The sequence below is a fragment of the Mycobacterium sp. PTI7 genome, from assembly GCF_056679845.1.
Genome location: NZ_CM155252.1, coordinates 3,424,402 through 3,451,051 on the forward strand (window position 1 = coordinate 3,424,402; position 26,650 = coordinate 3,451,051).

The 26,650-nt window shown below is 68.6% G+C and carries 25 protein-coding genes; 14 read left to right on the forward strand and 11 right to left on the reverse strand.

What is annotated here, in order from left to right; translation table 11 throughout:
• Positions 1-24: 24 nt before the first annotated feature.
• The gene (locus tag AC1MEY_RS16410) at positions 25-423 is read left to right on the forward strand and encodes a DUF302 domain-containing protein (RefSeq protein WP_163923115.1); all 399 of its coding nucleotides are present in this window, start codon (positions 25-27) and stop codon (positions 421-423) included.
• A 213-nt stretch (positions 424-636) separates the two neighbouring features.
• The gene (locus AC1MEY_RS16415) at positions 637-1,683 is read left to right on the forward strand and encodes a hypothetical protein (protein WP_163923110.1); all 1,047 of its coding nucleotides are present in this window, start codon (positions 637-639) and stop codon (positions 1,681-1,683) included.
• Positions 1,684-2,091: 408 nt separating this feature from the next.
• Here the strand turns inward: AC1MEY_RS16415 and AC1MEY_RS16420 are convergent, their stop codons facing one another.
• Entirely contained in the window at positions 2,092-2,550 is a 459-nt protein-coding gene (locus AC1MEY_RS16420; RefSeq protein ID WP_480226528.1) for a MarR family winged helix-turn-helix transcriptional regulator, read from the reverse strand.
• 104 nt (positions 2,551-2,654) lie between these two features.
• On the opposite strand from AC1MEY_RS16420, the gene AC1MEY_RS16425 reads away from it, so the two are divergent.
• Entirely contained in the window at positions 2,655-3,857 is a 1,203-nt protein-coding gene (locus AC1MEY_RS16425; protein ID WP_480226529.1) for an FAD-dependent monooxygenase, read from the forward strand.
• On the opposite strand, the gene AC1MEY_RS16430 is transcribed toward AC1MEY_RS16425, so the two are convergent.
• The 3 genes from AC1MEY_RS16430 to AC1MEY_RS16440 are packed head-to-tail and all read right to left on the reverse strand — an operon-like array spanning position 3,854 to position 5,715.
• Positions 3,854-4,984 carry a hypothetical protein gene (locus AC1MEY_RS16430; protein WP_480226530.1) on the reverse strand — a complete coding sequence of 377 codons (1,131 nt, stop codon included), beginning with the start codon at positions 4,982-4,984 and terminating at the stop codon, positions 3,854-3,856. The two genes, AC1MEY_RS16425 and AC1MEY_RS16430, sit on opposite strands and share 4 nt — an antisense overlap.
• Positions 4,985-5,019: 35 nt before the next feature.
• Positions 5,020-5,364, reverse strand: a complete 345-nt coding sequence (locus AC1MEY_RS16435) for a heme-binding protein (protein ID WP_480226531.1) — start codon at positions 5,362-5,364, stop codon at positions 5,020-5,022.
• A gap of 42 nt (positions 5,365-5,406) precedes the next feature.
• Entirely contained in the window at positions 5,407-5,715 is a 309-nt protein-coding gene (locus AC1MEY_RS16440) for a hypothetical protein (protein WP_480231516.1), read from the reverse strand.
• Between the two features lie 294 nt (positions 5,716-6,009).
• Here AC1MEY_RS16440 and AC1MEY_RS16445 point away from each other — a divergent pair, with 294 nt between their 5' ends.
• The 10 genes from AC1MEY_RS16445 (at position 6,010) to AC1MEY_RS16490 (ending at position 18,056) form a co-directional block, all read left to right on the forward strand.
• A complete protein-coding gene (locus AC1MEY_RS16445; protein ID WP_480226532.1) occupies positions 6,010-6,570 on the forward strand; it encodes a hypothetical protein in 561 nt (186 codons plus the stop codon).
• Positions 6,570-7,901 (forward strand): Dyp-type peroxidase, encoded by a 1,332-nt coding sequence (locus tag AC1MEY_RS16450; protein WP_480226533.1) that lies wholly within the window; start codon positions 6,570-6,572, stop codon positions 7,899-7,901. Before AC1MEY_RS16445 ends, AC1MEY_RS16450 begins: the two co-directional genes overlap by 1 nt.
• The gene (locus AC1MEY_RS16455; protein WP_480226534.1) at positions 7,898-8,911 is read left to right on the forward strand and encodes a hypothetical protein; all 1,014 of its coding nucleotides are present in this window, start codon (positions 7,898-7,900) and stop codon (positions 8,909-8,911) included. Before AC1MEY_RS16450 ends, AC1MEY_RS16455 begins: the two co-directional genes overlap by 4 nt.
• Before the next feature lie 48 nt (positions 8,912-8,959).
• Complete coding sequence (locus tag AC1MEY_RS16460) at positions 8,960-9,778, forward strand: M15 family metallopeptidase (RefSeq protein WP_480226535.1); 819 nt, start codon at positions 8,960-8,962, stop codon at positions 9,776-9,778.
• Between the two features lie 195 nt (positions 9,779-9,973).
• A complete protein-coding gene (locus tag AC1MEY_RS16465; protein WP_480226536.1) occupies positions 9,974-10,063 on the forward strand; it encodes a potassium-transporting ATPase subunit F in 90 nt (29 codons plus the stop codon).
• Between the two features lie 9 nt (positions 10,064-10,072).
• Complete coding sequence (gene kdpA / locus AC1MEY_RS16470) at positions 10,073-11,749, forward strand: potassium-transporting ATPase subunit KdpA (protein ID WP_480226537.1); 1,677 nt, start codon at positions 10,073-10,075, stop codon at positions 11,747-11,749.
• 2 nt (positions 11,750-11,751) lie between these two features.
• Positions 11,752-13,902, forward strand: coding sequence for a potassium-transporting ATPase subunit KdpB (gene kdpB, locus AC1MEY_RS16475; RefSeq protein WP_480226538.1), 2,151 nt, complete (start codon positions 11,752-11,754; stop codon positions 13,900-13,902).
• A gap of 1 nt (position 13,903) precedes the next feature.
• Entirely contained in the window at positions 13,904-14,770 is an 867-nt protein-coding gene (locus tag AC1MEY_RS16480; RefSeq protein WP_480226539.1) for a potassium-transporting ATPase subunit C, read from the forward strand.
• A 59-nt stretch (positions 14,771-14,829) separates the two neighbouring features.
• Entirely contained in the window at positions 14,830-17,379 is a 2,550-nt protein-coding gene (locus tag AC1MEY_RS16485) for a sensor histidine kinase (protein ID WP_480226540.1), read from the forward strand.
• A complete protein-coding gene (locus AC1MEY_RS16490; RefSeq protein WP_480226541.1) occupies positions 17,376-18,056 on the forward strand; it encodes a response regulator in 681 nt (226 codons plus the stop codon). The genes AC1MEY_RS16485 and AC1MEY_RS16490 overlap by 4 nt, the downstream gene beginning before the upstream one ends.
• A gap of 10 nt (positions 18,057-18,066) precedes the next feature.
• On the opposite strand, the gene AC1MEY_RS16495 is transcribed toward AC1MEY_RS16490, so the two are convergent.
• Complete coding sequence (locus AC1MEY_RS16495; RefSeq protein ID WP_480226542.1) at positions 18,067-18,663, reverse strand: TetR/AcrR family transcriptional regulator; 597 nt, start codon at positions 18,661-18,663, stop codon at positions 18,067-18,069.
• Positions 18,664-18,989: 326 nt separating this feature from the next.
• Positions 18,990-19,883: an alpha/beta fold hydrolase gene (locus AC1MEY_RS16500; protein ID WP_480226543.1), complete on the reverse strand. Its 894-nt coding sequence runs from the start codon at positions 19,881-19,883 to the stop codon at positions 18,990-18,992.
• Positions 19,884-19,966: 83 nt separating this feature from the next.
• Between AC1MEY_RS16500 and AC1MEY_RS16505 the strand changes: the two genes are divergently transcribed.
• Positions 19,967-21,847, forward strand: coding sequence for a propionyl-CoA synthetase (locus AC1MEY_RS16505; RefSeq protein WP_480226544.1), 1,881 nt, complete (start codon positions 19,967-19,969; stop codon positions 21,845-21,847).
• 223 nt (positions 21,848-22,070) lie between these two features.
• On the opposite strand, the gene AC1MEY_RS16510 is transcribed toward AC1MEY_RS16505, so the two are convergent.
• From AC1MEY_RS16510 to AC1MEY_RS16530, 5 genes are all read right to left on the reverse strand, one after another.
• Entirely contained in the window at positions 22,071-23,024 is a 954-nt protein-coding gene (locus AC1MEY_RS16510) for a Ppx/GppA phosphatase family protein (protein ID WP_480226545.1), read from the reverse strand.
• Entirely contained in the window at positions 23,021-23,512 is a 492-nt protein-coding gene (locus AC1MEY_RS16515) for a DUF501 domain-containing protein (protein ID WP_480226546.1), read from the reverse strand. Before AC1MEY_RS16515 ends, AC1MEY_RS16510 begins: the two co-directional genes overlap by 4 nt.
• Complete coding sequence (locus AC1MEY_RS16520) at positions 23,505-24,224, reverse strand: septum formation initiator family protein (protein WP_480226547.1); 720 nt, start codon at positions 24,222-24,224, stop codon at positions 23,505-23,507. The genes AC1MEY_RS16515 and AC1MEY_RS16520 overlap by 8 nt, the downstream gene beginning before the upstream one ends.
• Before the next feature lie 9 nt (positions 24,225-24,233).
• Entirely contained in the window at positions 24,234-25,523 is a 1,290-nt protein-coding gene (gene eno / locus AC1MEY_RS16525; RefSeq protein ID WP_480226548.1) for a phosphopyruvate hydratase, read from the reverse strand.
• 217 nt (positions 25,524-25,740) lie between these two features.
• Positions 25,741-26,457, reverse strand: a complete 717-nt coding sequence (locus AC1MEY_RS16530; RefSeq protein ID WP_480231517.1) for a lytic transglycosylase domain-containing protein — start codon at positions 26,455-26,457, stop codon at positions 25,741-25,743.
• Between the last annotated feature and the right edge of the window lie 193 nt (positions 26,458-26,650).

The following is a 26,650-nucleotide window of genomic DNA, read 5'->3' on the forward strand; positions in this document are numbered from 1 at the left end:
ACCCATCACGACAAAGGAGTCATCATGAGCATCGCACTGGCCACCACCCTGAAGACGTCATTCGACGACGCTGTTGCCCGTACCCGAGAAGCACTGTCCGCGCAGGGATTCGGTGTCCTCACCGAAATCGACGTGAAAGCGACCCTGAAGAACAAGCTCGACGCGGACATGGAGAACTACCTGATCCTCGGCGCATGCAATCCGCCGTTGGCCCACCGTGCGATCACGGCGAACCGTCAGATCGGTCTGCTGCTGCCCTGCAACGTCGTGGTGCGTAGTGACCCCGATGACCCAGAGAGCACGCTCGTCGAAGCCATGAATCCGCAACTGCTCGTCGACGTCACCGACGAACCCGAACTGCAACCAATCGCCGAAGAAGTCGCCGAGAAGCTCAAGGCTGCGATCGAAGCGTTGGGCAACTAGCTGCTGCACTCGCATCCCCGTCGTTCACCGATTTGAGAATCTGTGGGTCGCCGAATCCCACTTACCGAGGGCTCTTTCGTCGCTGAAGTGAGACTTTGGAAGAGCATGTCGTCTCGCCATTTCTGGCGCGGCATCCGGCGGGGGCGAACGGCAGTGTGGCGGTTCACGGCATCCTGCCCGAGTTGTCGGTGGGCGGTGCCATGATCTGTCGCCATGGGCAAGAGCGACAACGAGCGGGGTGGCGAGCCGATACCGTCATGGTTGCCTCGGGGCCTAGAGCACGTCGCGTTGCGGTTGGGCCGCGCCGACGATTTGGAGCTGCAGCTCGGACGGGTGGCTTTCGGCTGGTCCTCCGGGTGCGGGGGACCTTTGACGGTAGAGCCGGTCCATGGTGAGACGCCGGGCACTGTCGATGCGGTCGTGACTGGGATACGTCCGATACCGCCCTCTGCCGGGATGCTGTTCAGCGAGGCCGTCAACCATCTACGAGCCGTTCTCGACAACGTCGTTTTCCATCTCGTCACGTCCGCCCGCGGGGAGCCGCTGCGTGACGACGCTGCGCGTAAGGTGGCGCTGCCCATCTACGAGACCGCTGCCCAGCTCGCGAGCTGGCAGCAGAGGTTGCGCAACTGGGTGCCCGAACTCTGTGCCGGGAGCGCCCTGGGTGACCGCATCGAAGCGCTACAGCCCTACAACAGCACCTACGGCATACCGTCCACGCCACCAATCATGGACTACCTCAGCGGCGCCGAGCTTGAAAGTCCCCATCCGCTCCTGCTGCTACAGGGATATTCCAACGAAGATAAGCACCGGGCGATTCGGTTGGCCTACATGAGGACGTTGATTCAGCGAAGCGATGAATCTTTCGTCGCGGCGGACCACAACATGAGGCAGGTGGCGGTCGGTGACGTCATCGCCACCACGACCGTCGGCCAGCCCGTCCTTCTGGAATCCCAAGCTGCCCTGCACGTCGAACCACCCATCACCGGAACCTGGGTCGCTCCCGGGCGCGAACTCCACCAGATCCACGCCTACGTCATAGAGATCGCGATTCCGACGCTCATCACCGGCGCCCCGAACGCGCACCCCCCGCTGCCCTGGTCCGTTGACCTAAGTGACAACGGCGAGGACCACACAACAAGGATCAGTCAAGGCGGCGACGTGGCCGCCCACCTCCGCGCTGGCGCAGAGGTACTGGACTACATCGACAACGACGACACACCGGTACCGATCCTCAAGATGCCGCCGCCAAACTCGTAGTCGGCGCTCAGCCGCAGTTCCTCCGGCGCGAATCGTCGACTCTGGACACCCCACAACCGGTACCGCAGTGGATACCGCAGTGGTTCCATTCCACCTCGCCGCTCACCAACGCCGCCAACGCCGAACTCGCAGGTCGGGGCAATATCGTCAACCGCCACCGTCGGCGTCAAACACAACAAACGCCCAGTTCAGAGGATTTTAAGTCCGCTGCCTCTGCCAATTGGGCTATGGGGGCATTCCTCGGAGCCGACGCTACCAACCGCGCCGAACGTCGAGTTGTCGGTGCCCAATCGGCCAGTGGGCGACGAAAGGTCGACACTCGCCGCGACCTGTCCACCCGGCCCTCGAGTGTCGGCTCGTGTCACGGTTCTCTCACCGAACCGTGGCGGTAATCAACGTTCGCGAGAATCAGTCGCTCACGAGCACCGCGGACATCTGGTCGAAGTAGGCGCACACCACCTTCTGCTGCGCTGGCGTGAGGCCGTGGCCCACGTCGTCGAGTGCGCGGACGACGGGCGCCCAGGTGTCGAACAGCAGCTCGAGGGCGTCGGGCAGGGCGCGGACCGTCACCCGTCGCCGGTCGTGCTCGTCGCGGACGCGTTCGACGTAGCCGGTGGCCTCGAGGCGGTCCACCAGCACCGTGACCGACGCGGAGCGCAGGTCGAGGCGGCGGCCCAGCTCGGTCGGACCCAGCGGCCCGTGCAGGTCGAGGAGCCGCAACGCCTGCATGTCGGTGGCGTTGATCCCCATCCGGCGGGCCTGGCGCCGCTGCATCTCGTCATGCGCGGTCAGGAACGTCCGCAGCGAGAGCATGGGCGGGCTCAGTCCCGCGAGCCACTGGCCCGACTCGTCGCGTTCGTGTTTCACGTGGCCTCCCCGGCGGGTATCTCGGTGAACATGTATTACGTTAATCTAGTTATCTGCACATCGGGCGCGGACGCACCGCACTCGCCGAAGGGACGTTCTCGCTCATGACCCGCCACGCCGTCATCTCCGGAGCCGGCATCGCCGGACCCGCCCTTGCCCACCAGCTGAACAGCCGGGGCTGGCGGACCACCGTCGTCGAGCGCTACCCCGAACGCCGTGACGAGGGGCAGAACGTCGACGTCCGCGGCGCCGCCCGCGAGGTCGCCCGCCGGATGGGCATCGACGACGCCATCCGGGCCGCCAACACCGGCGAGATAGGCATGCGCTTCCTCGACGAGAACGGCAGGCCCGCCGTCACGTTCCCCATGAATGCGCCGGGCGAAGCCGACGGCCCCACAGCCGAATTGGAGATCCTGCGCGGTGAGTTGTCCCGCATCGTCATCGAGAAGTCGCGGCCCGGCACGGAGTACCGCTTCGACAACCAGATCGACGACCTGACCGACCACGGCGACCACGTCACCGTCGACCTCAGCGACGGCTCGTCGGTGGACGCCGACCTCGTGGTGATCGCCGAGGGACTGCGCTCGCGCTCACGCCGGTTCGTCACGCCCGCCGCGGTGAACGACCTCGGCATGTTCTTCGGCTACGTCACCGTCCCCCGCGCCGCGTCAGACGAGCCGTGGTGGAACTGGCAGCAGGTGCCCGGGTCACGCAGCGTGCACACGCGGCCCGACAACCTCGGCACCACTCGCTCGATCCTCACGTTCATCTCCGACGTGCGCGGGCTCGAGACGCTCGACACCGCCGATCAGATCACCATCCTCAAGCGCACCTTCGCCGACGTCGGCGGCGACGCGCCCCGCATCCTCGATGCCCTGGACAACGGCGCACCGCTGTACTTCTCGGCCGTCGGTCAGGTCAGCAGCCCGACGTGGAGCAAGGGCCGTGTCGCCCTGATCGGCGACGCCGCGTTCTGCAACGCGACCTTCGGCGGCGTCGGCACGAGCATGGCGCTCATCGGGGCCTACGTCCTGGCCGGGGAACTCGCCGCCACCGACGACATCCGCATCGCGCTCACCAGCTACGAGCGCTTCATGCGCGAGAAGCTCGTCGACAAGACGCCGCCCGTCCAGATGAGCATGCTGCGGCGCGCCAACCCACGCACCAGCCGCGGAATCCGGTTGCTACACAACGGCGCACGAGTCGTGACGAGCCCCGCCGGGAAGGCGATCAGCAAGCTCGCGGGCAAGCGCCTCGTCCGCGTCTCGGCCGACGACCTCGTGCTGCCGGACTACCCGAACCCCTAGTCCGGCGTGTCACCCGGAGACGGGTCCGACTCCTTCTCGGCGTCCGTCACCGGCTCGGGCTTCGGGTCGTTGTCCTGCTTGGGCCCGGCGGTGGCGTCGGCCGTGGCGTCGGTGGCCGGCGTGACGTCCTCGACCTTGTCCTTGGCAGGCGTGGTCAGGGTCTGCTTCTTCGGCGGGTCGAGGGGCGGGTCGGTGTCCTCGTCGTCGACGGGTGGGGTAGAGACCGGGTCCGGAGACGCGTCGAGTTCGTCGACCGCCGGTGCCTCGTCGACCGCCGGCGCCACCTCGGGCGCCTGTTCGAACGACGCCTCCTCCTCGGCCGCAATCGGATCGGCACCAGACGTTCCGGCCAAGCTGACCGTGTCGGTGGACAGCGTGCGCAACGTCGACACCTCGGTGAGGGTCACCGGGGGCGGTTCGGTGGCGAGTGCGGTCGAGATACCCAGCTGCGCCGACTCGATGCCGGTGACGATGGCACCCGCACCTGCGCCGAGTGCATCGATGAAGTTCCGCGTGCCCTCGACGCCGGCGTCGATGATGTTCCCCAGGTTGAAACTGAGGACGGCGGCCACGAAGTTCTGCACTCCCTCGATCAGCGAGACCGTCACCCCGTTGCCCGCCACCAGGAATCCGTTGATCACGTCGATCCACGCCAGCGGCACGGCGGACTGCAGCGCGGTCTGCACGGCGTACGCCTTCTGGCTACGCCAGATCGCCGAGTCGAGCAGCGGTTGGCCGATGGCCACCACCGTGTCCCGGATGCCGGTGGTGATGGTGTCGAATGCGGCGACGAAGTCGAGCGCCAACACCTCTCGGATGATCTCGACCGTCGCCTCGGGCAGCGCGAGGAGCGAGTCGATGGCGCCGACGCCGGCCTGCCCAAGCCCACGGAGGTAGACCACCCACGTCTCCGCCCAGTTGCGGATCTGCTGCCGGACGATCGGCAACGTCAGGATGTAAGGGAGATCGAGTGCGGTGAGTTGAAACTCCGTGGAGACCGCGGCGGGCACTGCGCGCAGCGCCGGGACCGGGGACGTGTCGATCGGCGCCACCGGCGTCAGGGCAATCGCACTGGCGCCTACCAGTGCCACGCCCGTGGTGAACCACGGCCGCATCGTTGTTTCCATGGGCATCCTTCTGTCGATGTCGGTGTATGACGTGGCTAGCCCATGGGCATGTCGGGCAACGGTGCGTTGCACCGGTCACGGAAGTCGGCAGCAGCCTGCCGCACGCCGCGCAGTTCGTCGCTCACCTGAGGGTTCGCCTGGAAGTAGGCCTCGATCTCGGTGCGCATCTGCTCCCGCGGCTTGCCCTTCAGTCCGGTGAAGAAGGCGTTCACCTCGGGGTGGGTGAACAGATACGTGGAGGTCCCAGCGGACACCCCGGACATGACGCCGGCGAGATCGGCCGCGGTGCAGTTCGGCGGGTCGGCCGCAGCCGTCGCAGCGGTACCCACCAGCGCAGCGCCGGCAACGACACCGGCGACGATCAACTTACGAATGAACATGTCCTGCTCCTTCTGTCGTTTGGATGACTTGACGGGTTTCCCTCACCGACGCGGACCGATGCCACCACCACCACCGCCGCCTCCACCCGGACCGCCAGGCCGACCGGGATCCCAGATCACGTCGAGATCCCAACCGTCGTCGCAGTACCAGGGATCGGCGCAGTACCCCGGGTACTGCGGTCCCGCGACGGGTGGCGTAGGACCGCCACCGCGAACGGTGCCCTGACCGCACACGGTCGAGTTACCGGCCTGCACGCAATCGGCTACCGCCGGTGATGCGGTGACGACTCCAACGGGTAGAAGGGTTGCGGCAGCGAAGCCGACTGCGACGCAACGCTTGAGCACTAGCACCACTGTTCCTCCTGGACTAGTCGGCCCGCCGCGGGCGAGGGCGCCTACGACTCGGGCCGTGTGCGCGAAGCGTAAACCTCCGTGGACGAAAACGGAACGACTTCGACAAACCAAGATCACACATTGCTTGACCAATTCACATAATCCGAAAGCATCTACACCAGAACGGTATTAGGCCCACTAACTTTACCGTCAATTTTTGCTCCAGAACGGCGAATAATCGGTCGGAACGACACCCTCCGACCGTCGAACGGTGCTACCGTCCGCGCATCCCGCCCGCCAAGGAGGATCGCCATGGTGACCAAGAATCCCGACTGGAGTACACCGGCCGCGATGGCCATCCCACCGGAGGGATACTTCGAACTCGAGCGTGGCCGGTACGGTCCCACCTACCCGAAAACGCCTGCATGTCATGGATTCTCCATCATCGCCAAGGTGAAGAAAGGCCGCGAGGACGTCATTCGCGCGTACGGCAAGACCATCGAGGAGACCATCGCCGCGAGTCCTGATGCCCTCGCGCCGCTGCGGCTGCACTATCTGCGGTGGGTGCTGTTCGACGTCGGCTCGGGACTGCACTTCCAGTATCAGGGGATCTTCGACACCGACTTCGACAAGTACACCGAGGACGCGGTTCAGCTCTTCAGCGCCACGGGGATCACGACCGTGTTCACCAATCTCGAGGGATTCCCCGAGGATTGGAAGGAGAACCCGGACGCGTTCATCACATTCGTCCGCGACCACCAGGCGCCGAGCTTCCTCGAGTACGGCGAGTACCCCTACGCCACCGCCGACGAGATCAAGAAGGCCCTGCGGCTGAAGGCGGCCTTCTCCGAGATGCTCGATCAGATGCAGTAATGCTCGAACTCGACGACATCCAGCACATTCTGCTGACCCGTACGCCCGCCATCACGGGACGCTACGAATTCCTGACCTTCGACACCCCGGAGGGCGGGCGGGCCTGGGTGTCGGAGTTGGCCGGCCTGGTGCAGTCCGCAAACGCCGCCCAGGCGACGATGGAGGAGTCCGAGCGCTGGGTGACGCTCGCCTTCACGTGGAATGGCCTGCGGGCGCTCGGCGTCGACGAGGCGGCACTGGCCACGTTTCCCGCAGAGTTCCGTGAGGGCATGCCGTCGCGGGCCGCCATCCTGGGTGACGTCGGCACCAACGCGCCCGAGAACTGGGTCGGCGACCTGGCCGACGACCGCCTGCATGCCATCGCAATCCTGTTCTCGCGCACCAACGATCGGAACGCCCGCTCGATCGCGGCGCACGACGAACTCCTGGAGCGCACCGACGGCGTCCGCAGCCTGTCGTACCTGGACCTCAACGCGACGCCACCGTTCGACTACGCCCACGACCACTTCGGCTTCCGGGACCGCTTGTCGCAACCGGTCATGAAGGGCAGTGGCGAGGAGCCGACCCCCGGGTCCGGGGCGGCACTCGAACCCGGCGAGTTCATCCTCGGCTACCCCGACGAGAACGGGCCGGTCGCCGATCTACCCGAGCCCGCGGTGCTGTCGAGGAACGGTAGCTTCATGGCCTATCGGCGACTGCAGGAACACGTTTCGACGTTCCGGGACTTCCTCAGCGAACACTCCGAGACCCCGGCCGACGAGGACCTGCTGGCCGCGAAGTTCATGGGGAGATGGCGCAGCGGCGCACCGCTCGTGCTGGCACCGGATCGGGACGACCCCGAACTCGGCGCCGACCCGCTTCGCAACAACGACTTCAACTACAAGGAGATGGACCCCCACGGGTACGCGTGCCCGCTGGGCTCGCACGCCCGCAGGCTCAATCCGCGCGACACCGCGCACTACATGAACCGGCGCCGCATGATCCGGCGCGGCGCCACCTACGGACCCGCCCTGCCGGAGGGGGCACCCGACGACGGCGCAGATCGTGGCATCGCCGCCTTCATCATCTGCGCCGACCTCGTTCGTCAGTTCGAGTTCGCCCAGAACGTGTGGATCAACGACGCGTCGTTCCACGAACTCGGCAACGAACACGACCCGATCGGTGGCGTGCAGGACGAGACCATGGACTTCACCGTCCCGAAGCGCCCGATCCGGAAGGTCTACAAGGGGATCCCGGCCTTCACGACGCTGCGGGGCGGCGCGTACTTCTTCCTGCCCGGCATCACGGCCATCCGGTACCTCGCCGACCTCGGTGCCCGGGGACCGTCATGACCTCGACGCCGGCTCGGACCTACAACCAGGCGCACGTCGCGCGACGCCACGACGGCCGCCGGCGCATCAGCATCTACTGGACGTGGAGCTATCCGTGGGAGGCGCAGCGTGATCCGGCCTCGATGGAGAACAGGTTCTCCACGATCACGGAGGTCCGCAACGTCGCCTGGCCCGCCTACGAGACACCGGAGTACGACTCGGCGACCTTCCTGCAGGGCATCGCGGGGACGCTGGAACTCTTCCACCGGTCGACACTCGACTTCCAGGCCGTCGCCGAGGCCGTCACCGGCCACTCGGTAGCGGTGTTCCAGCGCATCGATCAGGCCGGCTACCGGCAACCGATCGACGAGCGCATCCTGGCCGACACCGACACCCTCATGGTGTTCGGCCTCGACCACCTCCTCGGCCAGCAGCACGCCGATCCCGAGGAGATCGCGGCCATCACCGCATGGCTCGACCGCGAGGGCACGTGTCTCCTCCTCGCGCCGCACCACGACGTCGGATTCACCGACGACTACGCGCAGCGCCAGGTCGAGTACGAGCACCACGGCGATCGTCTGGTCCCCCGGCAGCAACGCTTCAGCGCCTACACCCGCTCGCTGATGACTGCGCTCGAGGTGCCGGTCCGCAACACCTGGGGCCTGCGGCCCGCGGTCGCCGACGGCACCCGCGAGATCGCTCCGCTCACCGCGGTCCGCGACCTCGACGAACCGCGTCTGCTCGACGACGTGACGACGTTCAACTTCCACCCGCACCTCCCGCACTACGAACTCCTCGCAGAGGAAGGACCGGACCTGCGCGTCCTGGGCCGCCAGCGGGTCGACCCGCACCGTCCGCACCCGTTCACCGACGCGGGAAATACGGAGTTCAACGCGCTGATCTGGATGCCGCCCAGCGGCCGACGCGCCGGCGACCTCGTCCTCGTCGACTCGACGCACTTCACGACGCTCTTCGGCGGCACCGACAGTCTGCGGAACCTCTGGCGGAACCTCGCCACGATGTCGGCGTGACCCCCGCCGTCCCCGAGCGGTCACGCGTCGACCGTGATAGGCACAGACATGGCCAACGTGAAGAACACCGCCCGCGCACTGGCGCGGCTGCTCGCCGCCGGATCGATCGCTCTGACGGCCGCCGTCCCGCTGACGACCGCGACGGCCACCGCGGAACCCGGGCCCGTCGCCCCGTCTGACTTCGTCGCCCTCGAGGACGTCGACCCGACGATCCTGCAGGACATCCGGTACTTCACCCCGCACAACTTCACGGGCGACCCGGTCGACGGTTACGAGGCGCCCATGTGTCTGCTCACCCGCGACGCCGCGGAGGCGCTGCGGCGGGCACAGCAGGAGTTCATGGCCGACGGCTACACGCTGAAGGTCTACGACTGCTACCGCCCCCAGCGTGCCGTCAACGACTTCGTCGCCTGGGCCAGGGATCTCGGTGACCAACGCATGAAGCCCGAGTTCTACCCCCGCGTCGACAAGTCGACCCTCTTCGCGGACGGCTACATCGCCGAGCAGTCGGGCCACAGCCGCGGGAGCACCGTCGACCTGACCGTGGTGCCGCTTCCCCCGACCGTGACCCGTCCCTACGTTCCCGGCGAGCCGCTGGTGGATTGCATTGCGCCGCAGTCGGAACGGTTCCCCGACAACGGCGTCGACACCGGCACGGGGTACGACTGCTTCGACACGCTGTCGCACACCCTCGACCCCCGGGTGCAGGGCGAGCAGCTGAAGAACAGGCTGCTGCTCAAGGACGGTCTGGAGAAGCAGGGGCTGGAGAACTACGAGAACGAGTGGTGGCACTTCACCTACAAGCCGGAGACCTACCCGGACACCTACTTCGACTTCCCCGTCACCCGAAACTCCCTCACCAGCTGACCGGTCGCGGTGACGGCGCCCACAGCGCCGCAAGGACTGCGTAAGGGAGCGCGCGAACCCCGTCAAGAAAGCGTAAACGCGGCCGGTTGACCCGCACGTCAACCATACGTTCGACGGCATGGCTGTTCTTGCATACGTCTTGCTGACCGTCGCGGTGTTCGCGGTGTTCGGCGTCATCGTGCGGGCGCTCGAATCATGAGCCTCGCCAACACCGTGGGGTTGATCCTCGCCGTCGTGCTGGCCGTCTTCATGGCCGCGGCACTGCTGTTCCCGGAGAGGTTCTAGGTACCGCCGGTGTCCTCCACGACCGCGGGGATCCTGTTCCTCGCCTCCCTCATCCTGGCCCTCGTCGCGGTGCACAAACCACTGGGCGACTACATGTACCGGGTGTACGACGCCGACGGCGCGAAGCACTCGCGCGTCGAGCGCGTGATCTACCGGGCGATCGGCGCCGACCCCACCGCTCAGCAGGGCTGGGCGGCCTACGCCCGCAGCGTGCTGGCGTTCTCGGCGGTCGGTGTCCTCGGCCTGTTCGTCTTACAGTTGGTGCAGGGCCGCCTCCCGCTGCACCTGAACGATCCCGCCACCGAGATGACTCCGGCACTGGCATGGAACACCGCGGTCAGCTTCGTCACGAACACGAACTGGCAGGCCTACTCCGGCGAGTCCACCCAGGGCCACCTGGTCCAGATGGCCGGCCTCACCGTGCAGAACTTCGTCTCCGCAGCCGTCGGCATGGCCGTCGCGGTCGCCCTGGTACGCGGGTTCGCCCGGCAGCGCAGCGGTGAACTCGGCAACTTCTGGGTCGACCTGGTTCGCGGCATCGTCCGGATCCTGTTGCCGCTGGCGGTCATCGGCGCGATCATCCTGATCGCCGGCGGAGTCATCCAGAACTTCGCCCCGCACACCCAGGTGGTGGAGACGCTGGCCGGCGGCCGCCAGACCATCCCGGGCGGCCCCGTTGCCAGCCAGGAGGTCATCAAGGAACTCGGCACCAATGGTGGCGGCTTCTTCAACGCGAACTCGTCGCACCCGTTCGAGAACCCGACGGCGTGGACCAACTGGATCGAGAACTTCCTGCTCCTGGTGATCGCGTTCACGCTGCCGCGGGTGTTCGGTCGGATCGTCGGGAGCCGCAAGCAGGGGTACGCGATCGTCGCCGTCATGGGCGTGATCGCCACGCTCAGCACCTCGCTGACCATGTTCTTCCAGATTCAGGCGCACGGCACCGTCCCGACGGCGATCGGCTCCGCGATGGAGGGCGTCGAACAGCGCTTCGGCGTCGCCGACTCCGCGGTGTTCGCCGCATCGACGACGTTGACGTCGACGGGCGCGGTCAACTCGTTCCACGACTCGTACACCAGCCTCGGCGGCTTGATGACGATGTTCAACATGCAGCTCGGCGAGGTCGCGCCGGGTGGGGTCGGCTCGGGGCTCTACGGAATGCTGATCCTCGCCGTCATCACGGTGTTCGTGGCCGGGCTGATGGTGGGCCGCACACCGGAGTACCTGGGCAAGAAGATCACCCCGCGGGAGATCAAGCTCGCCGCAGGCTACTTCCTGGTGACCCCGCTCATCGTGCTCACCGGAACGGCGATCGCGATGGCGATGCCGGGTCAACGGGCCGGCATGCTCAACACCGGGCCGCACGGGCTCTCGGAGGTGCTGTACGCGTTCACCTCCGCGGCCAACAACAACGGATCGGCCTTCGCCGGCATCTCCGTCAACACGGAGTGGTTCAACACCGCGCTGGGACTCGCGATGCTCTTCGGCCGCTTCCTGCCGATCATCCTCGTGCTCGCCCTGGCCGGTTCACTTGCCGCGCAGGGCCGCTCACCGGAGTCGGTCGGCACCCTCCCCACCCACCGGCCGCAGTTCGTCGGGATGGTGGCCGGCGTGACGCTGATCCTCGTCGCCCTCACCTTTCTGCCGATGCTCGCACTCGGCCCCCTCGCCGAAGGAATCCACTGATCATGACCGTCACCGCCGTACAGGGCCGCGCAGCCAAGCCGGCCGACGCCCACGAGTCGACGTCCCGCGTCGGGGGCGGACTCCTCGACCCGCGCATGCTGTGGACGTCGCTGCCAGACGCCGTCCGCAAGTGCGATCCACGCACGCTGTGGCGCAACCCCGTGATGTTCATCGTCGAGGTGGGCGCGGTGTGGAGCACCGTGCTCACCGCGCTCGACCCGACGTGGTTCGCCGGAGCCGTCGTGTTCTGGCTGTGGTTGACGGTGATCTTCGCCAATCTCGCCGAGGCGGTCGCCGAGGGGCGCGGCAAGGCGCAGGCCGACAGCCTGCGCAAGGCGAAGTCCGACACCGTCGCCCGGCGCGTCAACGGCTGGGCCCCCGGCCGGCCCGGCACCGTCGAGGAGGTCGGTGCACCGCTGCTGCAGCAGGGTGACGTGGTGGTCGTGGAGGCCGGCGAGGTGATCCCCGGCGACGGTGACATCGTCGAAGGCATTGCGTCGGTGGACGAATCGGCGATCACCGGCGAGTCGGCCCCCGTGATCCGCGAGTCCGGCGGCGACCGGTGCGCCGTCACCGGCGGCACCACCGTCCTGAGTGACCGCATCGTCGTGCAGATCACCCAGAAGCCGGGTGAGAGCTTCATCGACCGGATGATCGCACTCGTCGAAGGCGCCAACAGGCAGAAGACACCCAACGAGATCGCCCTCAACATCCTGCTCGCCGCGCTCACGCTCATCTTCGTGTTCGCGGTGGCGACACTGCAACCGCTGGCCATCTACTCCAAGGCCAACAACCCGGGCGTACCCGACTCGCTCGCGCTCACGGGCGACGGCATCAGCGGCATCGTGATGGTCGCGCTGCTCGTCTGCCTGATCCCCACCACGATCGGTGCGCTGCTGAGCGCGATCGGCATCGCCGGCATGGACCGCCTCGTGCAGCGCAACGTGCTCGCCATGTCGGGCCGCGCGGTCGAGGCGGCGGGCGACGTCAACGTGCTGCTGCTCGACAAGACCGGCACCATCACGCTCGGCAACCGGCAGGCCGGCGACTTCCTCCCGCTTGACGGCATCACCCCCGACGAGTTCGCCGACGCCGCACAACTGTCCAGCCTCGCCGACGAAACGCCTGAGGGCCGGTCGATCGTGGTGTTCGCCAAGGAGCAGTACGGGTTACGCGAACGCACGGCCGGCGAACTCGAGGGTGCCGACTGGGTCGAGTTCACCGCCGCCACCCGCATGTCGGGCGTCGACGTGGGCGGGCTCGCCCTGCGCAAGGGTGCGACGGCACAGGTCGCCGAATGGGTGCGCAGCCAGGGCGGCACCGTGCCCGACCAACTCGGCGCCATCGTCGAACTGGTCTCCGGATCGGGCGGCACCCCGCTGGTGGTCGGCGAGGTGCGCGACGGCCGGGCCCGGGCACTGGGCGTCATCCACCTCAAGGACGTCGTCAAGCAGGGCATGCGCGAACGCTTCGACGAGATGCGCCGGATGGGCATCCGCACGGTGATGATCACCGGCGACAACCCGTTGACCGCCAAGGCCATCGCCGACGAGGCCGGCGTCGACGACTTCCTCGCCGAGGCCACCCCCGAGGACAAGCTCGCACTGATCAAGCGCGAACAGGAGGGCGGCAAGCTCGTCGCGATGACCGGCGACGGCACCAACGACGCCCCGGCGCTCGCCCAGGCCGACGTCGGCGTCGCGATGAACACGGGCACGTCGGCCGCCAAGGAGGCGGGCAACATGGTCGACCTCGACTCCGACCCGACCAAGCTCATCGAGATCGTCGAGATCGGCAAGCAACTGCTGATCACCCGCGGCGCACTCACGACGTTCTCGATCGCCAACGACATCGCGAAGTACTTCGCGATCATCCCGGCGCTGTTCGTCACGCTGTTCCCCGGCCTGGACCTGCTCAACGTGATGCGGCTGCACAGTCCGCAATCGGCGATCCTGTCCGCGGTCGTCTTCAACGCGATCGTCATCATCGCGCTGATCCCGCTGTCGCTGCGCGGCGTGCGCTACACGCCGAGCAGCGCGTCGAAACTGTTGAGCCGCAACCTGCTGGTGTACGGGCTCGGCGGCATCGTCGCCCCGTTCGTCGGCATCAAGCTCATCGATCTCCTGATCCAACTCATCCCCGGGATGTCCTGACATGTCATTGACCAACCTCGCCCGTCAGCACTGGGCGGCGCTCCGCGCGCTGCTGGTGTTCACCGTCCTCCTCGGGGGCGCCTACCCGGTGGCCATCTGGCTCATCGCGATGCTGCCCGGCCTACACGGCGGGGCCCAGGGCTCCATCGTCGAGGCGAACGGGAAACCGGTGGGCAGCAGCCTGATCGGCCAGTCCTTCACCGACGCCGACGGATCGCCGCTGCCGCAGTACTTCCAGGGTCGGCCGTCCGCGGCCGGCGACGGGTACGACCCGGTGGCGACGAGCGCGAGCAACCTCGGACCCGAGAGCATCGTCGACGCCTCCGACGAGCCCAGCCTGCTGACGCAGGTGTGCACCAGGAGCCGCGACGTCGGTGCGGCCGCCGGCGTCGACGGCGCGCGGCCGTTCTGCACGGGCGGCGGCGTGGGTGCGGTGCTGTCGGTGATCGGGCCGCGCGACCCGTCGGGCGCCGTCACCCGGCCGGAGCGCGTGGTCAGCGTCAACGAGCCGTGCGACACCACCGCGACGCCGTTCCTCGACGCCTACGAGGGCGTGCGGGTGCAGTGCGCGGTCCCCGGTGAGGACTATTCGATGGGCCAGCTCGTCCCGATCCGCGGCGCCGCCCCCGCCGACTCCCCGGTGCCCGCCGACGCCGTCACCGCCAGCGGCAGCGGGCTCGACCCCCACATCTCCCCCGCCTACGCCGCCCTACAGGTCGACGGCGTCGCCCAGGCCCGCGGCATCGACCCCGGCCTCGTGCGGGCGATCGTCGCTAAGCACACCGAGGGACGCGCGCTCGGGTTCATGGGAGAGCCGGCGGTGAACGTGCTCGAGGTGAACCTCGCGCTGGATGGGTTGGGTGAGTAGCTTGCGGATCACCCCGAAGAGTTGGGTGAGTAGCTTGCGGATCACCCCGAGCCGGCCAGGTGGATGATGGTCGGGTGAGCAGGACGTCGCCGACCCCGAGGAAGCGCGGTGAGCTGCGCGTCTACCTGGGTGCCGCGCCGGGTGTGGGCAAGACCTACGCCATGCTCGGCGAAGCTCGGCGCCGGCTGGACCGAGGCACCGACGTCGTGGCGGCGGTCGTGGAGACGCACGGCCGGGCGAGGACGGCCGAGCGGCTCGACGGCATCGAGGTCGTCCCCCTGAACCAGGTGTTCTACCGCGGCAAGCACTTCGCCGAACTCGACGTCGACGCGGTGCTGCGCCGCGCACCGCAGGTGGTGCTCGTCGACGAACTCGCCCACACCAACGCCCCCGGCAGCCGCAACGCCAAGCGCTGGCAGGACGTCGAGGAGTTGCTCGACGCGGGCATCACGGTGGTCTCGACGGTGAACGTGCAACATCTCGAGAGCCTCAACGACGTCGTCGCGCAGATCACCGGCATCGAGCAGCAGGAGACGGTGCCCGACGAGGTCGTGCGCCACGCCGACCAGATCGAGCTGGTCGACATCACGCCGGAAGCGCTGCAGCGCAGACTGTCTCACGGCAACGTTTACGCCCCCGAGCGCGTCGACGCCGCGCTGAGCAACTACTTCCGCCGCGGCAACCTGACCGCCCTGCGCGAACTCGCGCTGCTGTGGCTGGCCGACCAGGTGGACGCCGCGCTGTCGAAGTACCGCGCCGACAACAGGATCACCGACACGTGGGAGGCCCGCGAGCGCGTCGTCGTCGCCGTCACCGGCGGACCGGAGTCGGAGACGCTGGTGCGACGCGCCTTTCGCATCGCCTCCAAGTCGAGCGCCGAGCTGATGGTCGTGCACGTGGTCCGCGGTGACGGGTTGACGGGGGTGTCGGCGAATCAAATGGGCGGCGTGCGGGAGGTCGCCATCAGCCTGGGTGCGACGCTGCACACCGTGGTCGGTGACGACGTGTCGACTGCGCTGCTCGACTTCGCCCGCGAGCGCAACGCCACCCAGCTGGTGCTCGGCATCAGCCGCCGGTCCCGCTGGGCCCGGATCCTCGACGAGGGCATCGGCGCCGCGACCGTCCGCGAGTCCGGGAAGATCGACGTGCACATGGTGACGCACGGAGAGGTCGGCACCGGCTGGTCGTGGTCGTCGTTGAGTCCGCGGCAACGTCATCTGATGTCCTGGCTCGCCGCTCTCGTCGTACCGTCCGCGATCTGCGCCGCCACCGTGCTGCTGTTGGACCGGTTCCTCGGCATCGGCGGCGAGAGCGCGGTGTTCTTCATCGGCGTCCTGGTCGTCGCGCTGCTCGGCGGCGTGGCGCCCGCCGCGCTGTCGGCGGTGTTCTCGGGTCTGCTGCTGAACTACTTCCTCGTCGAACCCCGGTACACGTTTACGATCGCTGCACCGGACAGCGCGGTCACCGTCGTCGTGCTGCTTGCCGTGGCGGTCGCGGTGGCGGTACTCGTCGACGGTGCCGCCAGCCGCACGCGGGAGGCCCGGCAGGCGTCCCGGGAGGCCGAGTTGCTCGCCCTGTTCGCGGGCTCCGTGCTCCGTGGCGCCGACCTGCCCGGCCTGCTGGAGCGCGTCCGGGAGACCTACTCGCAGCGCGCGGTGAGCCTGCTGCGCGAGCCCGGCGGCGTGGTCGCGTGCGTCGGCGAACAGCCCTGCGTCGACGTCGACTCCGCCGACACGGCCATCGAGGTCGGTGACGACGAGTTCTGGATGTTGTTGTCCGGCAAGAGCCTGCCCGCCCGCGACCGCCGCGTCCTGGGCGCCGTCGCACGGCAGGCCGCCGGGCTGGTGCGGCAGCGCGAACTCACCGAGGAGGCCGGTCGGGCGGAGGCGATCGCCGGCGCCGACGAACTGCGGCGCTCACTGCTGTCGGCGGTGAGCCACGACCTGCGCACCCCGCTGGCGGCCGCGAAGGCCGCCGTGTCCAGCCTGCGGGCCGACGACGTCGGCTTCTCCCCCGAGGACACCGCCGAACTGCTCGCGACCGTGGAGGAGTCGATCGACCAGCTGACCGGTCTGGTCGGCAACCTGCTCGACTCGTCGCGGCTCGCCGCCGGCGTCGTGCGGCCCGATCTGCGCCCCGTCTTCCTCGACGAGGTGGTCCACCGTGCGATCGTCGGGATTCCGCGCGGCACGACCGGACTGGACCGCATCACCGTGGACGTCGGCGACGCCGCCGTGCTCGCCGACCTCGGACTGCTCGAGCGAGTGCTGGTGAACGTCATCGACAACGCGCTGCGCTACGCCGCCGAGGGACTCGTCCGGGTCAACGCGGGCCGTGTCGGAGACCGCACCCTGATCAACGTCGTCGACGAGGGCCCCGGCGTCGCACGCGACGCCGAATCCGGTCTGTTCGCCCCGTTCCAGCGGCTCGGCGACCACGACAACACCACCGGCGTCGGGTTGGGACTCTCGGTGGCCCGCGGCTTCGTCGAGGCGATGGGCGGCGCGATCACCACCACCGACACCCCCGGCGGCGGACTCACCGTCGTGCTCGATCTGGCTGCCGCGCCGGATCCGATTCGTCGCTCCGCAACGGGAGCCCGGCCGTGACCCGGGTACTGGTGATCGACGACGAGCCGCAGATCCTGCGGGCGCTGCGGATCAACCTGTCCGTGCGGGGCTACGACGTGGTCACCGCGGCCACGGGTGCGCAGGCGCTGCACGCGGCCGCGGAACACAAGCCCGACGTCGTCGTCCTCGACCTCGGCCTGCCCGACATGTCCGGCATCGACGTCCTCGCCGGATTGCGCGGCTGGCTGACCGCACCCGTCATCGTGCTGTCGGCCCGCACCGACTCGGCGGACAAGGTCGAGGCCCTCGACGCCGGCGCCGACGACTACGTCACCAAGCCGTTCGGCATGGACGAGTTCCTGGCCCGGCTGCGCGCCGCCGCCCGACGCGCCGCCACGTCGGCGGAGATCGACGAGCCCGTCGTCGAGACCGGTTCGTTCACCGTCGACCTGGCGGCCAAGAAGGTCACCAAGCGCGGCGTCGACGTCCACCTGACCCCGACGGAGTGGGGCATGTTGGAGATGCTGGTGCGCCACCGCGGCAAGCTCGTCGGCCGCGACGAACTGCTCAAGGAGGTGTGGGGTCCGGCGTACGCCAAGGAGACCCACTACCTACGGGTGTACCTCGCGCAGCTGCGCCGCAAGCTGGAGGACGACCCGTCGCACCCCAGGCATCTGCTGACCGAGGCCGGCATGGGATACCGCTTTCAGGTGTGACGCCGGTACGTCAGGTCATCAGGCGTTCGGTCATCGCCACGAGTGGCGCATGCAGGTCCATCACGGCCTGTGGATCGTCGTCGACCACCGCGCTGGTCACCAGCGTCGAGATCGCCGCGACCAGCGCCCGGCACGTGAACAGGTGCGCCTCGGTGCGTGCGTCGAAGATGGCAGCGATTCCGTCGACGAACTCCTGCTGCAGTTCGACGCGCTTGGCGATCGCCTGCGGGCCCGCGGCGTACACGCCCACCAGGTACAGCCGGGAGATGCCCGGACGCGCCGCCATGACGGTCAGGTAGTCGCTCAGCAGCTTGGCGAACCGGCACATCGGCGTCCCGGGCCCCGCGTGGTCGAGCAGGGTCTCGACCACCCCGCCTAGGCGGCGCGAATAGGCCGCGAGGAAGCAGTCCTGCTTGCTGTCGAACATCTGATAGAACGTCTGGCGCGACACGCCGGCGACCTTGATGACGTCGGCGACGCTGGTGTCCACGTACCCCTTGGACGCCATGACGGTCTCGACGGCAGTCAGTATCCGATCGCGCTGATGTGCCGTGACCTCGTCACGGGTCAGTTGGTGACGACCTGGTCGAAGTCTGTTGCTGTCCATGCCTAAGCCCTAGGGGTTGGCGAACGGGTCAAAACTCAACCGCCGACTATAGGCACATACTTCGGGTCTGTGGGAGATCTCGACAACGACGTCGTCACATCTTTCGTCGACGAATTGCCATCGATAGACAGAGGTGTTTATATAATTGACGAACGACGTGCTCCCAGGTCACCGGGGCAACTCGGTGGGTCTGACGCCGTCGTGACCGCCCGGAGTACGCCGCATGACGTCGGGCGTCGCGTTCGGGCGGGTCCAGCGGAGGGGACTGGATCCGCCCTTTCGCGCGGCAAACCCATCTGACCGGTCCCCGTGGTTGCCGGATCCGGCTAGTTCGGCGCCGTCTCCGCTGCCAACGCGATCAACTTCGCCCGGACCAGATCGGGCCGCTCGTCGGTGATGAAGTGTCCGCCGTCGACCGCCTCGAAGGTGTAGTCGTCGGCATTGGCCGTCTCCGCCGCCGCCATCGACGGGTGAATCGCGGTGTCCGACAGCCCGAACAGCGCGCGGATCGGCACCGTGGCGCGTCGGGACTCCGGATGCCGGGCCCCGGCGGGAAGTTCGCGCAGCAGGAACGTCCGGTAGGTGTTGCGCGCGGTGCGGGCCACCACCGGATCGCGGAACCGCTCCGTGTAGGTGCGCACCACGTCGGCGGGCATGCCCTTGGCCGCGGTCCCGAAAACCAGCTTCTCCAGGTAGTTGGTGCGCTGCTGCAGCCATACGCCTATCGACGCGACGAACGGTTGGTACAGCAGGAAGCGCCACAGGTGCGGCGCCGCGGACCGCGTCGTCTGCCACGGATGGGCGATGTTCAGCGCAAGATAGCCGTCGACGCGGTCGGGTGCCGCGAGCGTCACCAGGTGACCGACGTAGCCGCCCCAGTCGTGGCCGACGAGCAGGAAGTCGGTCAGCCCCAGCGCGTCGGCCAGTGCCAGGACGTCGGCGGCGACCTCCTCCTTGACCCACGCGTGCGGCGGCGGGCCGGACCAGCCGTATCCCGGCAGGTCGGGGGCGATGATGCGCAGCCCGGCAGGCGGATCGGCCAGCAGGTCGCGATAGGTCCAGTGGTGCTGCGGCCAGCCATGCAGCGCGAGCACGGGACGCCCGTCGGCGGGACCGGCCTCGGTCACGTGGAACCGGACGCCCCGCGCCTCGACGAACGATCGCCGCACCCCGGGGATCGGCGGCGGCTCGGCGCTGTTGGACGTCGTGTCAATAGCCATGCAGGGACTATAGAAGACTGCCCGACGCCGCCAAAAGCCGCCGAACGCACAGACCCGGCGAACGATCGCGCTACCGTGCCGGTATGGCCGGATCCACAACGTACAGAGAAGTATTCGATGCCAGCGTCGCCGATCCCGCCGCGTTCTGGGCCGACGCGGCGCGCGCGGTCACCTGGACCCGCGCCCCCGAGCGCATCCTCGACGACACGAACCCGCCGTTCTACCGCTGGTTCCCCGACGCCGAACTCAACACCTGCGCCAACGCGCTCGATCGCCACGTCGACGACGGCAGGGGCGACCAGGCCGCGCTGATCTACGACTCCCCCGTCACCGGAACCAAGCGCACCTACACCTACCGGGAACTGCTCGACCAGACGGCGAGGTTCGCCGGCGTGCTGCGCGACCTCGGCGTCGCCAAGGGCGACCGCGTCGTCATCTACATGCCGATGATCCCCGAGGCCGTCATCGCGATGCTCGCCTGCGCCCGCCTCGGCGCCGTGCACTCGGTGGTGTTCGGCGGATTCGCCGCCCACGAATTGGCCGCCCGCATCGACGACGCGCGGCCCGCCGTCGTCGTCTCGGCATCCTGTGGCATCGAACCCACCCGCACCATCGACTACAAGCCGATGCTCGACGCCGCGCTGCAGATGGCCACCCACGTGACGCCCCACTGCGTCGTCGTGCAGCGCGACGGCCACCCCTGCACCCTGGTCGACGGGCGTGACGTCGACTGGGGCGCGACCATGGCGACCGCGGCGCCGGTCGACCCCGTGCCGGTGGCCGCCACCGATCCGCTGTACGTGCTCTACACCTCCGGCACCACCGGCAAGCCCAAGGGCATCGTCCGCGACAACGGCGGTCACGCCGTCGCGCTGCTGTGGACCATGCGCCACATCTACGACACCCAGCCGGGCGACGTCTACTGGGCCGCTTCGGATGTCGGCTGGGTGGTCGGCCACTCCTACATCGTGTACGGACCGCTGCTGCTCGGCGCGACGACCGTGCTGTACGAGGGCAAGCCCGTCGGCACGCCCGACGCGGGCGCCTTCTGGCGGGTGGCCGCCGACTACGGTGTCAAGGCGCTGTTCACCGCGCCGACCGCGATGCGCGCGATCAAGAAGGACGATCCCGACGCCGCGCACGTCGCCGAGTACGACCTGTCGGGTCTGCGCTACCTGTTCCAGGCCGGCGAGCGGCTCGATCCCGCCACGTACCACTGGGCGTCGGAGAAGCTGGGCATCCCGGTGATCGACCACTGGTGGCAGACCGAGACCGGCTGGTCGATCGCCGCCGATCCGATGGGCATCGAGGCACTGCCGGTGAAGCCCGGTTCCGCGACCGTGCCGATGCCGGGCTACGACGTCCACGTGCTGCGACCCGACGGCACCGAGGCCGACCGCGGCGAGGAGGGCGCCATCTGCGTGCGGCTACCGCTTCCGCCCGGCACGCTGCCCACCCTGTGGGGTGACGACGACCGCTACGTCGCGTCGTACCTGTCGGCGTTCCCGGGCTACTACCTCTCCGGTGACGGCGGCTACGTCGACGAGGACGGCTACCTCTTCGTCATGGGACGCACCGACGACGTCATCAACGTTGCCGGACACCGCCTCTCGACCGGTGCCATCGAAGCGGTCCTGGCCACCCACCCCGCCGTGGCCGAGTGCGCCGTGATCGGCGTGGCCGACGAGATCAAGGGTCAGGTGCCGCGCGGCTTCGTGGTGCTCAAGGCGGGCGCGAGCGGCGACGGCCTCGCCGACGAACTCGTCGCCGCCGTGCGCAACGACATCGGCGCCGTGGCCAGCCTGCGACGGGTCGACGTCGTCGCGGCGCTGCCGAAGACGCGGTCCGGCAAGATCCTTCGCAAGACCATGCGCGGCATCGCCGACGGCCGCGACGAGCACCTGCCCTCGACCATCGAGGACCCGGGCGTCATCGACGCGCTGCGGCCGATCCTGACGGACTGACGGGCACGATCCGGTCTCGGGGGTTCCATTCGGCCCGAGCGGAACTATGGTGAAGTAGTCATATCGTGATACGTCGATGTCAAGGAGAAACTCCGATGCGCGTGGTTCAGACTGTCGTGCCCCACAAGGGCGCCTGCAACTGTCGCTGCAACGCATGCGACGGCGGCCACCACTGCGGCAATCCGCCCAACTGCAACGCCAAGAAGTAGCGCTCCGGCGCCGTTCAGCCGATCGACAGGGCGATGCCGTCCAGGATGTCGTGCTCGCTCACCACGAGTTCGGTGATGCCCGCGCGGCTGCGTAGTTCGCGCGCCAACTCCTCGACGATGATGGCGCCGCCGCCGATCACGTCGACGCGGCCTTCGTGCATCGGGCCCAGCGCGGCCCGCTGCTCGTAGGTCATCGCCACCAGGTCCTCGCACACGCGGAGCAGGTCGTCGAACCCCACGCGGGACAGGTGGATCGCCGCGGGGTCGTAGGTGTCCAAACCCTGGGCCAGCGCGGCCAGCGTCGTCATCGTGCCGGCGACGCCCACCCACGTCTTCGCGCCCTCGACGGGCACCACGCGCAGCGCCTGCAACAGACCGTCGCGAGCGACGGCCCGCGCGTCGGCGATCTCGTCGGCCGTGGGCGGATCGCCGTGCAGGCACCGCTCCCGCAGCCGCACGCAGCCGATGTTGGCCGAGAAGCTCGCCGTCACCTCGACGTTGCCGCCACCCGAACCGCCCACCACGACCTCGGTCGACCCGCCACCGAGGTCCACGACGACGAACGGCCCTGCGCCGGCATCCAATTCGCCGATCGCACCGCGGAACGACAGCGCCGCCTCCTCGGTGCCGCTGATGACCTCGGCGACGGCGCCCGGCACCACCGACCCGAGCACCTCGGACGTCATCGCGAAGAACTCGTCGCGGTTGCCGGCGTCGCGCGCCGCAGACGTCGCCACCATGCGGACCTGGCCCACGCCGTGCCGGCGCATGATCTCGGCGTAGTCGGTGAGCGCCGCACGGGTCCGGGTGATCGCGGCAGGCGCGAACTCACCCGTCGCGTCGACGCCCTCCCCGAGTCGGACGATCCGCATCTCGCGGTGAACGTCGACGAGGCTGCCCCCGTCGGACACGTCGGCGATCAACAGACGGATCGAGTTGGTGCCGCAGTCGACCGCAGCAACCCTCATGTCCAACTCCCTCTGTCCAGGATCCCGGCCATCGCCGGCTCGACGCTCAGTATCGCCAGCGCCTCGTCACCAAAGGGGTTGAGCCCGCGCCCCTTTGCCAGTGAATGGGCGATCACCACGTGCAGGCACTTCACCCGGTCGGGCATGCCGCCACCGGAGAACGTCGTCCCCAGCGACTCGATGGCATCCCGCTCGGCCAGGAACGACTCGTGCGCGCGTCGGTACGCCGCGGCGAGTTCCGGATCGGACTCCAGCCGCTCGGACATGTCGCGCATCAGCCCCGACGACTCAAGCCTGCTCGCCGCCGCGGTCAGGGCCGGATGCGTCAGGTAGTACAGCGTCGGGAACGGCGTGCCGTCGGGCAGCCGCGGCGCCGTCTTCACCACTGCCGGTTCGCCGTTCGGGCAGCGGTAGGCGATGGCCAGCACACCTCGGGGTTCACGTCCGAGTTGCCGCGCGACGGCCTCGAGGTCGGCGGGATCAACCACCGGGGACCGGGCCGGGTGGGGCGTCGGGCGCGGGCGGCGGCGGCACCGGAGCGGGTGGCGGTAGGGGCGCCGGACCGTGCGGAGCGTCGGCAATGGTGTGCCACAGGGTCGTGTACCAGGGCTGGCCGCTGGGCACCGCCGCCGGGCCACCCTCGTCCGGAACCGCATCGGGTCCCACCGGATTGGGCAGCTGGACCTGGTAGGGGATGTCGCCGGGCATCACGAACCCGAGCCGCTCGCGTGCCTGCGCCGCGATGTACACCGGGTCGGCCAGCTTGACCTTCTGCTGCTCGAGATCGCTGATTTGCGAACGCAACTGGGCCTCTGCGGTGGTGAGCTGCTTCATCTCGGCACGCTGCGAGAAGTAGGTGCGCACCGGTCCCGCGATCGTCAGCGTCAGCACGCAGACGACCGCGGCGAGGATCGCCGCCCGCCGGGCCGCCGACCCCAGCCGCTGCTCGGACTGCTGCTCGGCCGCCTCGGCGATCGACTGCCGGATGGGCTCGATGGCCGTCGACTCGGACGTCGGTTCATCGCCCTCGACGGGTTCGACGGGCTCCGGCGCGCGGGGCGGCACCACGCGTGGCTCCCGACGGACCGGTGAGGCGCCGCCTGGCCTGGCGCCGCGCGACGTCTCACCGGGCTTGCCGGCCTTCCCCGGGCGCGACGCCGGACTGCGCCGCCTCGGATCGGGCCGCTTCGCATCGGGCATGAGGAAAAGTTACTTGGTCTCCAGCGAGAAGCGGGGGAAGGCGAGGTCGCCGGCATACCGGGCAGCGTCACCGAGGATCTCCTCGATGCGGAGCAGCTGGTTGTACTTGGCGACGCGCTCGCTGCGCGCGGGGGCGCCGGTCTTGATCTGCACGCTGCCGACCGCGACCGCCAGGTCGGCGATCGTGGTGTCCTCGGTCTCGCCCGAGCGGTGGCTCATCATCGTCTTGTAGCCGTTGTTGTGGGCCAGCGTGACGGCGTCGAGGGTCTCGGTGAGCGTGCCGATCTGGTTGACCTTGACCAGCAGCGCGTTGGCGGCACCGCGCTCGATGCCCTCCTCGAGGCGCTCCGGGTTGGTGACGAACAGGTCGTCGCCCACGATCTGCACGCGATCGCCGATGGCGGCCGTCAGGGCCACCCAGCCGTCCCAGTCGTCCTCGGACAGCGGGTCCTCGATCGACACCAGCGGGTAGGCGTCGATCAGTTCGGCGTAGAACTCGATCATCTGCGCGTCGGTGCGGGTCTGCTTCTCGAACGCGTAACCGGTTCCCTCGGTGAAGAACTCGGTGGCCGCGACGTCGAGTGCCAGCGCGACGTCGGTGCCCAGCTTGAGGCCCGTCGCATCGACGGCGACGGCGATCAGGTCGAGCGCGGCCTTGGTGCCCGCCACGTCGGGGGCGAAGCCGCCCTCGTCGCCCAGACCCGTCGCCAGCCCCTGCTTCTTCAGCACGGACTTCAGCGAGTGGTACACCTCGGCGCCCCAGCGCAGGGACTCCTTGAACGTCGCCGCACCGATGGGCGCGACCATGAACTCCTGGACGTCCACGCCGGTGTCGGCGTGCGCGCCGCCGTTGAGGATGTTCATCATCGGCACGGGCAGGATATGGGCGTTCGGGCCGCCGACGTAGCGGAACAGCGGCAGGCCGGCCGACTCCGCGGCCGCCTTGGCCACCGCGAGGGACACCCCGAGGATGGAGTTGGCGCCGAGGCGCGACTTGTCCGGCGTGCCGTCGAGGTCCAGCAGGGCCTGATCGATCAGGCGCTGGTCATCGGCGCTCTGGCCGATCACGGCGGGGGCGATCTCGTCGAGGACCGCGTTGACGGCCTTCTCGACGCCCTTGCCGCCGTAGCGCTCGCCGCCGTCACGAAGCTCCACGGCCTCGTGCTCGCCGGTGGAGGCGCCCGACGGCACCGCGGCGCGGGCGAACGATCCGTCGCTCAGCAGTACCTCGACCTCGACCGTGGGGTTGCCACGGGAGTCGAGTATTTCGCGGGCTCCGACCTGCTCGATCATGGACACTGTCGTCGCCGCCTTCCGTCCGGTGCGCGTATGGGCTGTGATGCGCACATCAGCCTAGAGGGTCGACGATCAACGGGTGCCGCCGAGCGCTCGCGTTCCCTTGGTCTTCTCCCCCGCCCCTTCCCGCGAGCAGACGTGAACTCCCCTGTTTCGGCATCGACGAGGGAAGTTCACGTCTGCTCGCGAGGGAAGGGGTCAGAGGTCGCGGGGGAAGCGGTTAGAGGTCGTGGCCCTCGCCGTAGGCCGTCGCCCAGTCCCGGACGGTGCGCGCGTACTGGTCGGACAGGTTGTAGGCGCGCAGTGCGTTCATCCAGCCCTGCGGCTTCGACAGGTCCTTGCCGCTCCAGCACAGGTAGCCCGCCGCCGACAGCGCGGCGTCGTCGATGTTGTCGGGGCTGATCTCGCGGTCGTTGTTGGCGTCGACGCCGTACAACTTCCACGTCCCGGGGATGAACTGCATGGGGCCCATGGCGCGGTCGAGTTCCGTGTCGCCGTCGAGCTTGCCGCCGTCGGTGTCGGGGATCGTCATGTTGCCCAGCGAGCCGTCGAGCCGAACGCCGCGGATGGGCGGCCGGACGTCACCGTTGGGCGCCACGACGGACCCGCGATAGGTGCCGTGGTGGCTCTCCACCATCCCGATTCCTGCGAGCGTCGTCCACGACAGATGGCACTTCGGATTGACCACCTCGGCCACCCGGGCCGCGTAGGCGTACGCCTCGAGCGACGTGACCGGCATGCCAAGCGCGGGCGCACGTTCGGCGGCCCATTCGTGCAGCTGATCGGCGGGCCGGCCCTTCGCCATGGTGTCGATCGCAGGCACTGGATCACCCGTGGGTGGCGGCACTCCCTCGGGGATGGGCGTGCCGGTGTGAAAGGAGCACGAAGAGGCCATGAGCAGCGCCGTTGCGATGATCACCGCGACGGCCCGCCCCATCTGCACTGGCGACACCGGACTCCCTCGACCTGATGGATCGACTCCATTGTGCCGTGCCGGCGGCCCGCGACGGGTCAGCACTGCCTTCCGGCGGGGCGGCCGACGGCTTCCGGAGCGCCGTCCCGCACCCACAGCAACCTGCCAGAATTTAGGACTGCCTACCCTGCACAGGGCCCAGGATGTATCGTTCCCG